This window comes from Acinetobacter sp. FL (assembly GCF_040744925.1).
Taxonomy (GTDB): Bacteria; Pseudomonadota; Gammaproteobacteria; order Pseudomonadales; family Moraxellaceae; genus Acinetobacter; species Acinetobacter radioresistens.
The window spans coordinates 598,037-614,945 of the sequence record NZ_CP160437.1 but is presented as its reverse complement, the minus strand read 5'-3'; the positions used below and the strand labels follow the sequence as shown (position 1 = coordinate 614,945).

Genomic DNA, 16,909 nt, shown 5'->3' with positions numbered 1-16,909 from the left:
GAGAAGCCCGTCTTTTTTATATCAGGTGATGAATCTGTCTTCATCAAATCAATTCAATAATATCAATAGTTGGCGGTACACGAAAACGAAAAGGTACCCCAACCATTCCAGTCCCTACCGTTACAAATACATCTGCATGCTCGTGCTTATATAAACCGCGTTTATGCCCCAGTATCGAGACTTTCTTCATAATATAGTTGGTTACCCAAGGCAATTCGACCTGTCCACCATGAGTGTGGCCTGAAAGCATGAGAGGACGTGTCGGTAAAGCAGGTACCATATCTACTGTATCTGGATTATGCGACAAAATTAACCAAGGCTTATCTTGAGGTAACTCTGGAAGTAAGCGCATGTCTGTTTTACCTGCCCACAAGTCACCTACTCCAATCAGTCGGAATTCATCAAATTCAACAATCTTCCCCTCAATGTCGATGACATTGTTACTCTCTAATGCGTGTCGTAATAATTCCTGAATAGGTGGTCCCGGATACTGTTCGTCATGATTGCCGGTCACCGAATATACGGGTGCCTTAATCTCACGCAACATCTCAAGTTCTTTTGCCAGCTGGTTTTCAGGTTCATATGTCCAGTCTCCGGCAACCACAACAATATCAGGATTTTCCTGATTAATTTTATTTACAATAATCTTAAGCTGGCGTTCATGTCCGGAAAATAAACCTATATGCAAGTCAGCAATCAGAGCAACCTTAACCGGTTTTTGGAAAGGTTTTTCAGGATTTAAAGAGAACTGGTGCCGATGTACATGCACTAAATGAGGCTCAATAAAACGTGCATAGATCAGCACACTGCTGAGAAGAAAGACAAATACAGCTTCATGGATACTGAAATAACCACTCCAGCCTGCATATAGGCTAAAAAAGAATAAGGGAAAAAGCAGATAAGAAAGATAGAAAGCCAGTAGATGCACAAAGGCTTTAAAAGGATGAATCGTTTCGGTACACGACTGGCTGATCCAGGCTTGAGAGACTGCCCAAAGCGCAATGAGTCCAAAGCTCAGATAAAAGTAAAATACTAGGGATGTCAGTTTCAGCATACTCTATCTCTGATCCATATCGCCCCGAATGGGCTATATATTTATATTTTGTTACGACCCAATTATACTCTAGCTCAGTTCTGTACTCGTAAGCATATTGCTACGGTTTCTTCTGTCCTATCGGTCACTCTTATTTATGCGTTTACGATCTTTGAAATCTTCGTCTGGCGCTGTGCTATTAGCGAGCTGCAGTTTACTGCTCACTGTTCCGGCTTGTACCACGCTACCTCGACAAATGCCTCAGGTTCCTCAGTACGCCCATGATATTGATGCAAGCCAAACCAGCCTTTCGCAGATCGTTACACCACTACGTGAACAGAATCCGGGCCTGACTGGTTACCATGTGCTATATGATCCACTTGAAGCATTGGCAGCACGTCTACGTCTCATCGATAAAGCTGAAAAATCTTTAGATCTGCAATACTACATCTGGGACAACGACCGGATTGGTGCACTGGCTCTGCATGCCCTGATTCGTGCTGCAGACCGCGGTGTTAAAGTCAGGCTCCTGATAGATGATAACAATGCCAAGAACATGGAAGGAATTTATTTAGCGTTATCACAACATAAAAACATTGAAATTAAACTATTTAATCCGTATCGCTTCCGGAAATACCGTGCCATGGACATGGTGCTTGACCTAAAACGCATCAACCGGCGTATGCATAATAAAAGTTTTATTGCTGACCACCAAATTGCCCTGATCGGTGGACGTAACATGAGCAACCAGTACTATAACGTTAGTGAAACCTATCAGTTCTCAGATGTTGATGTCATGCTGGTAGGGTCAGCAGTTGATGATATTGTGCATTCCTTTGATGACTACTGGAATGATGATTATGCCTATCCGGTTAAGGAAATTGTCAGTGCACAGCGGCATCATTTACGCTATGAAAGCCTGAAACGTCAGCTCGACATCCATAATCAGGAAGTGAGTGTACAAAACTATCTGGATCTGACGAACCGTTCTAAAGCATTTGATGAATGGCTTTATCACAAAATTGGTTTTGACTGGGTAAAAGCAGAGGTCGTTAAAGATCCACCTGAAAAAATTAAAGCAAAAGCAAAAAAGGAAGGTTTACTCAATTTTCAGTTATTAAAATATCTGGATAAACCAGAACAGAGTGTTGATCTGATCTCGGCCTATTTTGTTCCTGAAAAGCAAGGTGCGAAAATGCTGAGCCAGCTGGCAGAAGACGGTATTAAAGTTCGGGTACTCACTAACTCTTATGCAGCAAATGACGTCGCCGTTGTACACGCATTTTATGCCAAGTACCGTCAACAGTTGCTCGAAAATGGTGTACAGCTTTATGAGTTTCTACCTGCTGTCACGGATGAAGAACTAAATGAAGTAAATCAGGAGATTTCAAAAAAAGCCAAAGTCAGCATGAAAGGACTCAGTCGCTCCAGCCTGCATGCCAAAATGATGGCACTAGATGAAAAACAGGTATTTATTGGTTCTTTTAATTTTGATCCCCGTTCAGCCTATTTAAACTCTGAAATTGGAGTCATTCTTAACAGCCCTCAACTGGCGAACGCTGTGCATAAAACTATGGATGAAAATCTTAAAAAATATGCATATAAACTGGTTTTAGATGCCAATAATAAACTGACCTGGGAATTCCAGCCACAAGAGCCGGGTGGAAAGATCTATCATAAAGAGCCACGAATGAAATGGTGGGAACGTGCCGGCATTAAGGCCCTGTCTTGGTTACCTCTAGAAGGCTTTATGTAAAGTATTCAGAACAGAAAATAAAAAGCTCAGACGACCGAGCTTTTTATTTTCAAATTGGCTATTCAATTTAAGATATAGCTGTAGTTTTTAAAACATTTTGATGTAGTTCGGCCAGACCGTTGACCATAGCCTGCTGGACTTCAGCAGTTAAGCTCTCAAGCGTATGGCCTTCTACTGAAATAGCGGGTAAAGCCATCAGGTGGGCTGTAACAGGTGGCATTTCAAGTACACGGCGCACATGTTCAGCAAAAGTCAGATCATCAATAAACGGAACAATCGTATCTAACTTTCCCTGCTGGTTAACATAACAGATCAGCGCAATCTGTACCGGTTTGTGTGCAGCCAATGCGGCGCCCAGCAAACGGCCATATACCCGCTTGATATAACTGCCATCAGATGTAGTGGCCTCAGGAAAAAATAGAACCGGAATATCCTGTTTCAAAAAATCGGTAAGCTGCTCACGAATTCTGGTTGAATCACCAGAACCCCGTTTAATAAATAACGTACCGCCTGCTTTAGCCAGTTTACCCAGCACTGGCCACTGTTCAATTTCGGCCTTGGCCAAGAAAAATACCCGTGCTGCTGAACCAATTACTGCGATATCCAACCATGAAATATGATTACTGACCCAAAGTGCTGGCTGGCGAGGAATAGTGCCATGAATCCGCACCTCGACATTAAATACCTCGCCAAGACGGCGACAGAAATACTGTACATAACGGGTATTTTCTACTTTATTAGGATGCTTATATAACCTGTGACGATAAACCAGATAAAAGCCCTCTATGATAAGTGCTATACCCGTGACGATTTTTTTACTGTAAAGCCAGATTTTAGAAAGCCCGGAGACCGGCACAGGCTGAGTGGAAAGCTGAGACATAGAGTTATCACTAAAACTGATCATATTTTAACAATTTCAATTGCAGCTCCATTCTATACTTTTAAAGCACTCCTTGCATTGATGATAAAAACCGAACATAAGGATAAAAAAATTCAATTTTAATTATTTTATCCAATCAAATATTATATATTCATCGGATTAATAAATAGAGGTAAGGTGATGAAAGTATCTAACCAGCAGCAGCCCCCTGTAGAACATATTGAAATGTTTTCTACCTTAAAAACTATTTTAGGCTGGTCAATTCTGTATGCCGGTGGAATGATCTTAACAGCTCAGGCCTTTTCCAGCATGATCTAAAGCTTGTTACCGAATTTAATTAATTAAGCTCGCGTAGGATACAGCTTTTATTTAAAATGAAGTTTTAATGCTAGAGAGTCTACAGATTAGTGGAATATTTTGAGCGACATCAAGGTGGTGAACGAGCAATCCTGGTCAGTGTTTCGGTCCAGTTATTGGAAGATATCGATACCGAAGAGTTTCGCCTTTTAGCTCAATCAGCAGGCGCTGAAATCCTACACCATGTAACTGCACAACGTATTAAGCCAGACCCAAAACTTTTTATTGGTTCAGGTAAAGCAGAAGAAATTGCTGAACTGGTCAAGACTGAAGAGATTGATCTGGTTATTTTTGACCATTCCCTGTCTCCTGCACAGGAACGTAACCTCGAACGAGTCATGCAGTGCCGTGTCATTGACCGGACTGGCCTTATCCTGGATATTTTTGCACAGCGTGCTCGGACTCATGAAGGTAAACTGCAGGTTGAGCTGGCACAACTTGAACATTTGTCTACCCGTCTGGTGCGTGGCTGGACTCACCTAGAACGACAAAAAGGCGGGATCGGCTTGCGTGGTCCGGGGGAATCACAGCTAGAAACAGACCGTCGCTTACTGCGGATCCGTATGGGCCAGCTAAAAGACAAACTTGAAAAAGTACGCCAGACCCGCATGCAAGGTCGTGCTGCACGTCAGAAAGCTGCTATTCCAACTGTTTCACTAGTGGGTTATACCAATGCCGGTAAGTCTACCCTGTTTAATATATTGGCAAATACTGAAGTCTATGCGGCTAACCAGCTCTTTGCCACATTAGATCCAACCTTACGGCGACTGGAATGGGATGGTATTGGCAGTCTGGTACTGGCTGATACGGTAGGGTTTGTACGTAACCTGCCCCACTCTCTGGTAGAGTCATTTAAGGCTACGCTCGAAGAAACACTGGAAGCGACTTTGTTGCTGCATGTGATTGATAGCAGCACCCCTGATATGATGGAACAGATTGATGCCGTAGAGTCAGTGCTTAAAGAAATTGGAGCTGATGTACCTGTACTGCGCGTATACAATAAGATCGATGTAAGTGGTGAAGCAGCCAAAATTATCTATGCCAAACCGCACATGCCGGAACGAGTGTATGTATCGGCACATTCAGGCCAGGGACTTGAACTGCTACGTCAGGCTGTTCAGGAATGCCTGATGGGCCAACTCCAGCAATTTGAACTGGTCCTCAATCCTGCTTATGGCAAGCTACGTACACAGCTTTATGCTCTGAATGTGATCCAATCAGAAGCCTATGATGATGAAGGTCAACTTCATCTGACTGTGAATATGGCCCCCCACAAACTCGAGCAACTGATCAAGCAAGCTCATTTACCCATTGATGAAATACTTGGTCAGAACTCTCAACAGTTCAAACGACCACTGGAAGAGTTTGAAATCAGGGACCAGATAGGTTAAAACGTGATAAATAACGTTTTAAAAAAGCTGAATAAGACATGGACCGAATTAAAAATATAGACTGGGCCGCTTGGGCAGGTACGCTTGCCCTGATTGTTATCTTCCGTGAAGCTGCTGTTTGGGTCATGTCAATCTGGAATCATCCTGAACTGGGTAATCTGACTGGACTGATCAGCCTGCTGATTATCCTGTTGATCTGGCGTAGATTTAAAAAATTGCCACACCGTCTGGTGGATACCAATAACAAGATCATGAAAGAAAGCGCTTTTGCCTTTTTGCCCATCTGTGCCGGCTCACTTATGATGCTGATACATATGGGTAAAGATATTCCGTTATTTCTGGTAGTGCTGGTGATCAGTACCCTGTTCCCGTTATGGGTTTATGCAAAAATGGCAAAACGCTGGTTATAAGGAATAAAAACGATGCTCATGATTATTTTTGGCTTTTTGCTAACTACAGTCAGCTACTTCTGTGCAAAATATTTGAATCAACGATTTCCTCAGGTCCCTCTACTGGTTTTTGGTATGTTCATTGTGGTCGGACTGCTAGCCTTGCTTCAGCAGCCTTATGAAGATTACATGCAGAATGTCAATCCAATTTTTAATCGACTGCTGGGTTATGTAACTGTTGCTTTAGCTGTCCCGCTGGCGGCCATGCGTTATGACGATCTTCCCTTAAAATCAATGGTCGGCATTCTGGTCTTTGCCAGTGTTAGTGCGGTTGCATTACCCATGACTCTTGCTTATTTATTGCACATGTCTGAGCCCACTGTTTTAGCTTTTGCAACCCGGGCAGTCACAACACCAATTGCACTGAACATTGCTACCTTGTTACATGCACCTTTGACTCTCGTCACCCTGATTGTAATTCTATCCGGTGTGATTGGGGCTGCTTTTTCACCTTTGCTCTTGAGACACATTAATGATGAACGGGCGTCTGGCCTTGCACTGGGGTTAGCAGCACATGCAATTGGTACAGCTCAAGCTTGGCAACGTGGACAGGTTGCCGGTCGTTATGCAGCATTTGGAATGGCTGTCAATGGTGTATTTACCGCAATCTGGCTTCCAACATTCTTGCTTTATTTACAATAAATGTGACCTGGTAATCATAAATAAAGATTGAAGAGTTTAAAGTTTAACCTTACTATAACATTTGTGATCATTTTCATACAAAAAGGATTTGAATGATGCAGAAAATTAAGTTTGCCAGCGCCATCATTTTTTCCGCATTGTCGAGTGCAGCCTTTGCACAGGATATTTCGGGGACCTGGAAAAATATTGACGATAAAACTGGCTCATCTAAAGCATTGATTGAGATCAGGCAGGAAGCCAATGGTTCATTTACTGGTCGTATTATTAAAGTTACACCACGTCCAGGTTATACACCTAAAGAAACATGTGTAAATTGTCCAGCGCCTTATACCAATAAACCAATTCTTGGTATGGATGTATTAACTGGTCTAAAACATACTGAAGGTGAAAATTATACGGGCGGCCGTATTATCGATCCTTTAAGTGGAAAAATTTACAGCATGAAAGCCAAACTGAGTTCGAATGGTAAACGTCTTCAGTTACGTGGTTATGTTGGCGTTTCTGCTTTGGGGCGTAATCAGACTTGGATTCGTCAGGACTAATTCAATCTATAAAATCTTTTCATTAAAAAACCACTCATACCGAGTGGTTTTTTATAGATTATTTCTAACAATTTTTTCTAGCATATTGCTCATTAAGAAATTAATAAGCCTCTAGTCAACGCAAGGATTATCGACTTTAAATAATTGCTGATCTTCCAGACGAAATGCAACCAGCTGATTTCCCCAGACACAGCCTCCATCAACATTCTGGATATTCGTACTGACAGTCTTAGCCTGTAAGGCTGCCCAATGACCAAATACAATCTGATGTGTTTCTGCGGCTTTAGAATCAAATTCAAACCAGGGCTGAAAGCCTGCCGGCATTGGATCATCTAAAGAATCCTTGAAGCTGAACTCAAGACGGCCTTCTGCATTGCTAAGGCGCATCCGGGTCAAATAATTGGTAATACAGCGTAAACGCGCATTACCCTGCAATTTATCTGACCATATGTCTGGTTCTGTGCCGTACATCGCGCTTAGAAAGTCATCCAATACTGTAAAATTTTCATGAGCCAGTATAGCCTCCACCTCATGGGCCAAGCAGGCAGCCTGTTCTGCGGTCCAGATACAAGGCACGCCGGCATGGGTTAGTATTGTTTTCTCGTCAGGAAATAGACACAGGGGCTGTTTTCGCAACCAGTCAATCAGCTCGTCACTATCTATAGCATCAATCACTTCCTGAGTTTTATCTTTAGGTTTGGTTTCTTTCAAACCACGGGCACAGGCCAAAAGATTCAGATCATGATTTCCCAGAACTGTAGCTGCTGCCCCATTCTCAACCAGTTTTTTGACAAAGCGCAATGCACCCAGTGAGTTTTCACCACGTGCGACAATATCACCAGCAAACCAGATAAAATCTTGGCTAGCGTCAAACTGAATATGCTTGAGTAATGCTTTTAAAGCCTCAAAACAGCCCTGTATGTCTCCGATAATATAGTTATAGCGTTTTGCCATATCTTAGTTCACCATATTGTCAGAAAGAGCAACAAATTCGGCAAGTGTTAATGTTTCCGGACGTGCCATCGGATTAACCCCGGCTTTTTCAAAACCATTTTCTGCCAGCATTCCTTTTAAGCTGTTACGCAGAGTTTTACGACGCTGGGTAAAAACATGCGAAACTAAACGTGCCAAAGCCTTTTCATTCTGGGCTACGATCGGTTTGTCTTTGTAGGGTTCCAGACGAAATACTGCAGATGTCACTTTTGGTGGTGGATTAAATGAACCGGGTGGCACTTCAAACAAATAGGTCGGCTTGCAATAATACTGAATCATCACTGACAGGCGCCCATATTCTTTAGTATTTGGTTCAGCGGTAATTCTATCTACAACTTCTTTTTGCAGCATAAAATGCATATCTTTGACTTTATCGCCAAACTCCAGGAGATGAAACAATAATGGCGTAGAAATATTGTAAGGCAGATTGCCTACTGCACGTAATGGCTGACCTTCTTTAAAAAGCTGACTGAAATCATATTTTAATGCATCGGATTCTATAATGGTCAAACGCTCAGGATAAGGTACCCGTCCAGGCAAACCTGCTGCAAGATCACGGTCCAGTTCCACCACGGTCAGTGCTTCACACTCGGCAATAAGAGGTGCAGTTAACGCAGCCAGTCCAGGACCAATTTCTACAATATTATCACCCGGCTGAGGATTGACTGAACGTACAATTTTTTCAATTACCCGTTGATCATGCAGGAAGTTTTGGCCAAAGCGTTTTCGCGCCTTATGCCCTTCATCTTTAGGGTTTAGGGCATTAATATGATACATAGAACGATTTCCAACAAAAATTAGTGAGCTAACTCAAGCGCCAGGTCAACCGCAACCTGCAGGCTTGAACTTTTTGCCCGACCAGTTCCGGCAAGCGATAATGCAGTGCCGTGATCAACTGAAGTACGAATAAACGGTAAACCCAATGTAATATTGATGGCTTCACCAAAACCTTGAGATTTTAGCACAGGTAGCCCTTGGTCGTGATACATGGCCAAAACAGCATCAGCATCTTTTAGGTTTTCTGGCGTAAATAATGTATCAGCGGGCAGGCTCAGACTCATATTAATATCTTGTGCACGGTAATGTTCTAACACCGGGTTAATTACTTCAATTTCTTCACGGCCCAGATAACCATTTTCACCTGCATGCGGATTTAGTCCACAAACCAGAATCTTCGGTTGCTCAATCTTAAATTTAGTTTTTAAATCATGAAGCAGAATATTGATCACCTGATGCAGGCGTTCTTCTGTAATGGCATCTGGAACAGCACGCAAGGGCAAATGAGTAGTGACCAGTGCCACTCTTAAGGTTTTGGTTGCCAGCATCATCACTACACGCTCTACCCCGGCAAACTCCTGATAGTACTCAGTGTGTCCACTAAATTTTATTCCAGCTTCATTGATTACAGATTTTTGTACAGGTGCAGTCGCTACCCCCGCGCTTTTTCCTGTCATGGCATAAGCCGCCGAGCGCTGTAACTGCTCAAGTACGTATGCTGAATTTTGGGGATTTAACTCACCATTTTTACAAGGTACTTTTAGAGGAACATGTTCGACATATAATTCACCGGGAACACAAGCTTGCTGCTGTCCTGTATAGTCTATCAGTTTAAGGCTATAGCCCAGCTGTTCCGCACGGTCGAGTAACAATGTGCGGTCAGCCAGAATAACAATCGGCCGTCGATCCATACGTTCTGCCAAACTGAGACAAATATCTGGACCAATTCCTGCCGGCTCACCACTGGTCACATATAAAGGCAGCATACTTAACGACTCCTGAGTTTTAAGGATGATTAACTTCAGACCTAATCATCTTTAATTTATATTGTACAGCTGAGAGCATTGTATAGGGTCTTAAATTGTATGTAGCAGCGTTATGCTTATTAAAATAAAGAAGCTTCCAGATAAAAGATTCTATAGCTTCATCAATTTTATTTAAAACTCTATAGATATAGAGAATACCAGCAGTAAAATTAATATTTAAAATATTAGGGCTCGTCATATAGTGCTAATACAGACTATAAACTGACTAGCCCTTTTTGAATCCCTTCATTCTTTATGAAGTACAAGCACTTCACACAAATTTAGTGCCGTATTTTTAAAAAGGCCTACCTTTCTTTAACTAAGATATCTTTATACAAATTTGCTTTAGAAGGATCCAGTAAACAACCTTCTCTTTTTATAATTTAAAGCGTAACATTAGAAGCCTAATACTCGATTTTTTTATTGTGGTTCTCCTGATTATCGGATAGAATTCGGTCTCCTTTTTGTTTGGACAGCTTCTTTGTCCAAACCAACTATAATAGGTAGTGGTTGAATGAAAACTCTCAGCGCGAAGCCAGCTGAAGTACAACACGACTGGTACGTTGTTGATGCTTCTGGCAAAACTCTTGGTCGTCTAGCGACTGAAATCGCTCGTCGTTTACGCGGTAAACACAAGACTTCTTATACTCCTCACGTTGACACTGGTGATTACATCGTTGTGATTAACGCTGAGCAAGTTCAAGTAACTGGTAACAAGGCACTTGACAAGAAATACTATCGCCACACTGAATTCCCAGGCGGTTTAAAAGAGACTAACTTTGAAAAGTTAATCGCTCACAAACCTGAAGCAGTTCTAGAAAAAGCTGTTAAAGGTATGTTGCCAAAAGGTCCTCTTGGTTATGCAATGATCAAGAAGATGAAAGTGTACGCTGGTAGCGAGCATCCACACGCTGCTCAACAGCCACAAGTTTTGGATATCTAAGGGATACAGCACATGGCTACTAACTATGGCACAGGTCGCCGTAAGACCGCAACTGCACGTGTTTTCCTATCAGCTGGTACTGGTAAACTCGTGATCAACAACCGTTCTTTAGAGCAATATTTCGGTCGTGAAACTGCTCGTATGGTTGTACGTCAGCCTTTAGAGCTTCTTGAAGCTACTGAAAAATATGACCTTTACATCACTGTTAAAGGTGGTGGTATCGGTGGTCAAGCTGGTGCAATCCGTCACGGTATTACCCGTGCTCTGATCGCTGCTGACGAAACACTAAAACCGTCTCTTCGTCAGGCTGGTTTCGTAACTCGTGATGCTCGTGAAGTTGAACGTAAGAAACTTGGTCTACGTAAAGCACGTAAACGTCCTCAGTTCTCTAAACGTTAATTCGTTTACCGAATCGGTCAAAGAAGCTCTGGTTTTTATCAGGGCTTTTTTATTGATTCATCCTTCTATTCTAAAGCAGACGATTAGGTTTTTATTGCTCATGAACATCCTTACCCCAGATTCCTTCATGACACCAGAATGACTTGTTTAGATAGTAATTAATTACCCCGATCATAACAAAAAATATTAATAGCATTAATTTAATCATCATTTTATCCCACTCCTGTCATTTTTCTTATAATCTATCCCGTCTTAATAGGATTAGTCCTTTATGGTTCGTGCTTTTTAGGTTGAATTTTAGTATCCTAATTTATCCACTTTGCTTCTTGCTGGTTTATGTCTTTGGAAAATACACCACTACAGGGTATTACGTTATATAGTCATGCAGATGACTTCCGCTCACACTGGATTCGTTTGGTACTGGCTGAAAAACAGATTAAATACCATCTGGTATTGGTTGATCATGAAGATGAAGACCTAGCCAGCCTGAATCCTTATAACCGCTTGCCAATGCTGGTTGAACAAGATCTTAAGCTCTTCAATACAGTCATTATTTCTGAATATATTGATGATCGCTATAGACAAAATAAGCTTTATGCGGATGCACCTATGCAGCGTGCAGAGCAGCGTCAATATATCTGGCGTCTTGAACAGGACTGGCTCAGACTTGCAGACATCCTGCTATGCCATAGCGACACATTGAGCCAGCCAGAACAAAAACAGGCACGGCAGGAGCTTAAAGATACCTTGGTTTCATTAACTCCGCTTTTTCAACATTTTCCCTATTTTATGTCTGAAAACTTTACAATATTAGATTGTATGCTGGCACCTATTTTTATACGGTTAAAATCTATGGGAATTGAACTGCCAAGACAGCATTGCCGGCCAATCCTGCTTTATTGTCAGCGTATTTTTAGCCGTCCTGCTTTTGTCAAATCGATGACCCAGCAAGAAAAAAACCGTTTCAATGAAATTCTAGTTAATCAATAGAGCTCGATTATGACTGAACAAGAACTTAACTTGTCCCCTACCCGTCCTTATCTGGCCCGGGCAATATATGAATGGATTTGTGATAACCAGCTAACACCACACTTGCTGGTCAATGCAACCCATCCTCAAGCGATGGTTCCAGAACAGTTTGTTCAAGACGGACAGATTGTGCTTAATATTGCACCTCATGCAGTACATCAATTTCATATGAGTAATGAGGCTATTACTTTCTCCGCACGTTTTTCCGGCGCATCTCGCGAACTCTATGTTCCTATTGAGGCAGTACTAGGCTTATATGCACGTGAAAATGGTCAGGGCTTATTTTTCGATCCAGCAGAATATCCAGATACCCAAATAGAAAAAGATACTTTAAAATCTGCTGAACAAGAAACAACTGATTCAACTAAGAAAAAACCGAGTTTGAGACTTTTAGATTAAAAAAATTAGGGAGTTCACCATGGCTTTTGATTTAGTCCAATATTTCGCTGAGCAAATACAAATTCAAAAGCCTCAGCTGCTTAAACAATGCCCAGCTGACCAAAGAAAAAAGTATATTTGTGAAATTAATACGCTTGCTTTAGCAAAGCTGATTACCTTATGGCGTTATGATGCTAACAAGGTTTATCAAGAAATTCGTACTCAAGATCAGCTGTATATACAGGAAATCGCCCGGCATTTAACTACCTGCCCTAAGAATCAGTCCAATTTAAGTAAATCTAAGCTGGAAGATGCGATTACACAGGTATTATCAGTACAGTTCTCTGAAATTAAACAGTTAGATGATACAGGGAATTTCGGACCTTCAGGACTGAAAGAACTCTTACTAGGACAAATTGAACACTTATCCGGACAGGCAGATGACTGGGTTTGGGCAACAAGTGAGCTAACTGAGTTGATAGGTTCTAAACCAATTGAGCAAGAAGAGTTATCATTAGAAGAAACCATGAAGGAGTTTAATCAAATGGTAAATCAGCAAAATATTCAAGAGAGCCCTCATCAGCAGCCTGTACAGGCACTACAATCCACTGCAGAGTCTACTCTACTTGTGCCTAGATGGGCACGGGTCCTTGAGCCAGTTGTAGCACTTGTGATTCTTTGGATTCTGTTCAGTGCTTATCATAATCTGATGGATCAACTAATATAAAAATTATAAGAACTAGGGCTGAACTGCCCTTTTTCTTTATCCTCACAATTTTTTATTCGATTAATTTATGAATAAATTGAATATATAAGAATAAAAAAGTTCTATTTTTTTATAAGGTTAAATAATTTTTTTAATACTCAGCCCCTTAAAAGAAATTTAAATATTAAAATGTTTATACGCTAGAGCAAGCTTCTTGAATATTCATTAAATTTTATATTGTTTAACCCTTATATAGGGCTACTTAACATTAGATGAATTATTGACTATTATTTAAAAGAGTTCAAAAAATATCATTCTAATATTATTTAACCCCCGCATAAAAAAAGCCCCCTCATGTGAGGGGGCTTTTTTAGAATAATGAGCTGGCGATGACTTACTCTCACATGGGTAACCCCACACTACCATCAGCGCTAAGAGGTTTCACTTCTGAGTTCGGGAAGGGATCAGGTGGTTCACTCTTGCTATGGTCGCCAGCACAACTGTTGATGGACTTGTTCGGGTCTGATTTAACTGCGGTGCAGTATATGCCGTACTTTGGTCCAAATGAGTTATTAACAGAGGGCAGATCTGGGTCTGAATTGTATGTTCCAGCATCAGGCTGAATCAAGGGATATTGCATATTTATGAATCGATTGATGCTTTGTATACAACTGTTTGGGTGTTGTATAGTCAAGCCTCACGAGCAATTAGTATTGGTCAGCTTCACATATCACTATGCTTCCACATCCAACCTATCAACGTCCTGGTCTTGAACGGCTCTTTAGGTGACATAAAGTCACGGGGAAATCTTATCTTGAGGTAGGCTTCCCGCTTAGATGCTTTCAGCGGTTATCCCTTCCGAACATAGCTACCCGGCGATGCGACTGGCGTCACAACCGGTACACCAGAGGTTCGTCCACTCTGGTCCTCTCGTACTAGGAGCAGATCCTCTCAAATTTCCAGCGCCCACGGTAGATAGGGACCGAACTGTCTCACGACGTTCTAAACCCAGCTCGCGTACCTCTTTAAATGGCGAACAGCCATACCCTTGGGACCTGCTTCAGCCCCAGGATGAGATGAGCCGACATCGAGGTGCCAAACACCGCCGTCGATATGAACTCTTGGGCGGTATCAGCCTGTTATCCCCAGAGTACCTTTTATCCGTTGAGCGATGGCCCTTCCATACAGAACCACCGGATCACTAAGACCTACTTTCGTACCTGCTCGACTTGTGGGTCTCGCAGTTAAGCGCGCTTTTGCCTTTATACTCTACGCGTGATTTCCGACCACGCTGAGCGCACCTTCGTACTCCTCCGTTACTCTTTAGGAGGAGACCGCCCCAGTCAAACTACCCACCAGACACGGTCCTCGACCCAGATTATGGGTCAGAGTTAGAACCTCAACATTACCAGGGTGGTATTTCAAGGATGGCTCCATAGGAACTGGCGTCCCTACTTCAAAGCCTCCCACCTATCCTACACAAGTAAGGTCAAAGTTCAGTGTCAAGCTGCAGTAAAGGTTCACGGGGTCTTTCCGTCTAGCCGCGGGTACACTGCATCTTCACAGCGATTTCGATTTCACTGAGCCTCTGCTGGAGACAGCGCCGCCATCATTATGCCATTCGTGCAGGTCGGAACTTACCCGACAAGGAATTTCGCTACCTTAGGACCGTTATAGTTACGGCCGCCGTTTACTGGGGCTTCGATCAAGAGCTTCGCTTACGCTAACCCCATCAATTAACCTTCCAGCACCGGGCAGGCATCACACCCTATACGTCCACTTTCGTGTTTGCAGAGTGCTATGTTTTTAATAAACAGTTGCAGCGGCCTGGTTTCTGCGGCTGCCGACAGCTCAAGGAGCAAGTCCTATCACCATCAGCAGCGTACCTTCTCCCGAAGTTACGGTACCATTTTGCCTAGTTCCTTCAGCAGAGTTCTCTCAAGCGCCTTGGTCTACTCGACCTGACCACCTGTGTCGGTTTCGGGTACGATTCCTGTGTAACTGAAGCTTAGAGACTTTTCTTGGAAGTATGGTATCGGCCACTTCGCCAGTAAACTGGCTTGCTATCGACTCTCAGCATAGAGCACCCCGGATTTGCCTAAGATGCATGCCTACTGTCTTCCACCTGGACAACCAACGCCAGGCTGACCTAACCTTCTCCGTCCTCTCATCGCATTACACAGAAGTATTGGAATATTAACCAATTTCCCATCGACTACGCCTTTCGGCCTCGCCTTAGGGGTCGACTCACCCAGCCCCGATTAACGTTGGACTGGAACCCTTGGTCTTTCGGCGAACGGGTTTTTCACCCGTTTTGTCGTTACTCACGTCAGCATTCGCACTTCTGATACCTCCAGCAGACTTCTCAATCCACCTTCATCGGCTTACAGAACGCTCCCCTACCACGCACATAAATGTGCATCCGCAGCTTCGGCACATAGTTTTAGCCCCGTTACATCTTCCGCGCAGGCCGACTCGACTAGTGAGCTATTACGCTTTCTTTAAAGGGTGGCTGCTTCTAAGCCAACCTCCTAGCTGTCTATGCCTTCCCACATCGTTTCCCACTTAACTATGATTTTGGGGCCTTAGCTGGCGGTCTGGATTGTTTTCCTCTTGACTACGGACGTTAGCACCCGCAGTCTGTCTCCCGGATAGTACTCATTGGTATTCGGAGTTTGCATCGGTTTGGTAAGTCGGGATGACCCCCTAGCCGAAACAGTGCTCTACCCCCAATGGTATTCGTCCGAGGCGCTACCTAAATAGCTTTCGGGGAGAACCAGCTATCACCGAGTTTGATTAGCCTTTCACCCCTATCCACAAGTCATCCCCCGGCTTTTCAACGACGGTGGGTTCGGTCCTCCAGTTAGTGTTACCCAACCTTCAACCTGCTCATGGATAGATCACCCGGTTTCGGGTCTATACCCAGCGACTAGACGCCCTATTAAGACTCGATTTCTCTACGGCTCCCCTATTCGGTTAACCTCGCCACTGAATATAAGTCGCTGACCCATTATACAAAAGGTACGCAGTCACACCACGAAGGTGCTCCCACTGCTTGTATGCATGCGGTTTCAGGATCTATTTCACTCCCCTCACAGGGGTTCTTTTCGCCTTTCCCTCACGGTACTGGTTCACTATCGGTCAGTCAGGAGTATTTAGCCTTGGAGGATGGTCCCCCCATATTCAGACAAGGTTTCACGTGCCTCGCCCTACTCGTCATCATTATGTGTGCCCTTTCGTGTACGGGACTATCACCCTCTACGGTTGCACTTCCCAGAGCATTCCTCTAAAACACACATAACTTAATGGGCTGATCCCCGTTCGCTCGCCGCTACTGAGGGAATCTCAATTGATTTCTTTTCCTGAGGGTACTGAGATGTTTCACTTCCCCTCGTTCGCCTTGCATGACTATGTATTCATCATGCAATACCTACCTTATGGTAAGTGGGTTTCCCCATTCAGACATCTCCGGATCACAGGATATTTGCCGCCTCCCCGAAGCTTTTCGCAGGCTATCACGTCTTTCATCGCCTCTGACTGCCAAGGCATCCACCACATGCACTTAATTACTTGACTATACAACCCCAAACAGTCGACGTTACCTACAAG

16 protein-coding genes and 2 rRNA genes are annotated in these 16,909 nt (G+C 43.2%); 11 read left to right on the top strand and 7 right to left on the bottom strand.

Features of this window, described 5'->3' with window-relative positions; all coding sequences use genetic code 11:
• Window positions 1-43 precede the first annotated feature (43 nt).
• Window positions 44-1,054: a metallophosphoesterase gene (locus ABZP31_RS02835; RefSeq protein WP_248134430.1), complete on the bottom strand. Its 1,011-nt coding sequence runs from the start codon at window positions 1,052-1,054 to the stop codon at window positions 44-46.
• Between the two features lie 136 nt (window positions 1,055-1,190).
• Between ABZP31_RS02835 and ABZP31_RS02830 the strand changes: the two genes are divergently transcribed.
• Window positions 1,191-2,789: a phospholipase D family protein gene (locus ABZP31_RS02830; RefSeq protein ID WP_005404333.1), complete on the top strand. Its 1,599-nt coding sequence runs from the start codon at window positions 1,191-1,193 to the stop codon at window positions 2,787-2,789.
• Between the two features lie 67 nt (window positions 2,790-2,856).
• Here the strand turns inward: ABZP31_RS02830 and ABZP31_RS02825 are convergent, their stop codons facing one another.
• On the bottom strand, window positions 2,857-3,693 hold the full coding sequence (locus ABZP31_RS02825; protein WP_005016092.1) for a 1-acyl-sn-glycerol-3-phosphate acyltransferase: 837 nt from the start codon (window positions 3,691-3,693) through the stop codon (window positions 2,857-2,859).
• A gap of 153 nt (window positions 3,694-3,846) precedes the next feature.
• Here ABZP31_RS02825 and ABZP31_RS02820 point away from each other — a divergent pair, with 153 nt between their 5' ends.
• From ABZP31_RS02820 to ABZP31_RS02800, 5 genes are all read left to right on the top strand, one after another.
• The gene (locus ABZP31_RS02820) at window positions 3,847-3,987 is read left to right on the top strand and encodes a hypothetical protein (protein ID WP_158695751.1); all 141 of its coding nucleotides are present in this window, start codon (window positions 3,847-3,849) and stop codon (window positions 3,985-3,987) included.
• 89 nt (window positions 3,988-4,076) lie between these two features.
• A complete protein-coding gene (gene hflX, locus ABZP31_RS02815; protein ID WP_005016093.1) occupies window positions 4,077-5,417 on the top strand; it encodes a ribosome rescue GTPase HflX in 1,341 nt (446 codons plus the stop codon).
• A gap of 38 nt (window positions 5,418-5,455) precedes the next feature.
• The gene (locus ABZP31_RS02810; RefSeq protein WP_005016094.1) at window positions 5,456-5,827 is read left to right on the top strand and encodes a hypothetical protein; all 372 of its coding nucleotides are present in this window, start codon (window positions 5,456-5,458) and stop codon (window positions 5,825-5,827) included.
• Window positions 5,828-5,839: 12 nt separating this feature from the next.
• A complete protein-coding gene (locus ABZP31_RS02805) occupies window positions 5,840-6,508 on the top strand; it encodes an LrgB family protein (protein WP_005406959.1) in 669 nt (222 codons plus the stop codon).
• Window positions 6,509-6,603: 95 nt separating this feature from the next.
• Window positions 6,604-7,050 (top strand): DUF2147 domain-containing protein, encoded by a 447-nt coding sequence (locus tag ABZP31_RS02800; protein ID WP_005404335.1) that lies wholly within the window; start codon window positions 6,604-6,606, stop codon window positions 7,048-7,050.
• A 111-nt stretch (window positions 7,051-7,161) separates the two neighbouring features.
• Here the strand turns inward: ABZP31_RS02800 and ABZP31_RS02795 are convergent, their stop codons facing one another.
• From ABZP31_RS02795 to pdxA, 3 genes are read right to left on the bottom strand one after another with little or no spacing between them, the layout of a single operon-like run.
• On the bottom strand, window positions 7,162-8,004 hold the full coding sequence (locus tag ABZP31_RS02795) for a symmetrical bis(5'-nucleosyl)-tetraphosphatase (RefSeq protein WP_005016098.1): 843 nt from the start codon (window positions 8,002-8,004) through the stop codon (window positions 7,162-7,164).
• Between the two features lie 3 nt (window positions 8,005-8,007).
• Window positions 8,008-8,820 carry a 16S rRNA (adenine(1518)-N(6)/adenine(1519)-N(6))-dimethyltransferase RsmA gene (rsmA, locus tag ABZP31_RS02790; protein WP_005016100.1) on the bottom strand — a complete coding sequence of 271 codons (813 nt, stop codon included), beginning with the start codon at window positions 8,818-8,820 and terminating at the stop codon, window positions 8,008-8,010.
• Window positions 8,821-8,840: 20 nt separating this feature from the next.
• Entirely contained in the window at window positions 8,841-9,806 is a 966-nt protein-coding gene (gene pdxA / locus ABZP31_RS02785; RefSeq protein WP_005016104.1) for a 4-hydroxythreonine-4-phosphate dehydrogenase PdxA, read from the bottom strand.
• A gap of 553 nt (window positions 9,807-10,359) precedes the next feature.
• On the opposite strand from pdxA, the gene rplM reads away from it, so the two are divergent.
• From rplM to ABZP31_RS02760, 5 genes are all read left to right on the top strand, one after another.
• Entirely contained in the window at window positions 10,360-10,788 is a 429-nt protein-coding gene (rplM, locus tag ABZP31_RS02780) for a 50S ribosomal protein L13 (RefSeq protein ID WP_005016108.1), read from the top strand.
• Window positions 10,789-10,800: 12 nt separating this feature from the next.
• Window positions 10,801-11,187, top strand: coding sequence for a 30S ribosomal protein S9 (rpsI, locus tag ABZP31_RS02775; protein WP_005016111.1), 387 nt, complete (start codon window positions 10,801-10,803; stop codon window positions 11,185-11,187).
• Between the two features lie 336 nt (window positions 11,188-11,523).
• A complete protein-coding gene (locus ABZP31_RS02770; RefSeq protein ID WP_005016115.1) occupies window positions 11,524-12,177 on the top strand; it encodes a glutathione S-transferase N-terminal domain-containing protein in 654 nt (217 codons plus the stop codon).
• Between the two features lie 9 nt (window positions 12,178-12,186).
• Window positions 12,187-12,615: a ClpXP protease specificity-enhancing factor gene (locus ABZP31_RS02765; RefSeq protein ID WP_248134432.1), complete on the top strand. Its 429-nt coding sequence runs from the start codon at window positions 12,187-12,189 to the stop codon at window positions 12,613-12,615.
• Window positions 12,616-12,634: 19 nt separating this feature from the next.
• A complete protein-coding gene (locus ABZP31_RS02760) occupies window positions 12,635-13,321 on the top strand; it encodes a hypothetical protein (RefSeq protein WP_248134434.1) in 687 nt (228 codons plus the stop codon).
• A 360-nt stretch (window positions 13,322-13,681) separates the two neighbouring features.
• Here the strand turns inward: ABZP31_RS02760 and rrf are convergent.
• Both rrf and ABZP31_RS02750 read right to left on the bottom strand, forming a co-directional pair.
• A 5S ribosomal RNA gene (rrf, locus tag ABZP31_RS02755) occupies window positions 13,682-13,796 on the bottom strand.
• A gap of 190 nt (window positions 13,797-13,986) precedes the next feature.
• A 23S ribosomal RNA gene (locus ABZP31_RS02750) occupies window positions 13,987-16,876 on the bottom strand.
• Window positions 16,877-16,909 lie beyond the last annotated feature (33 nt).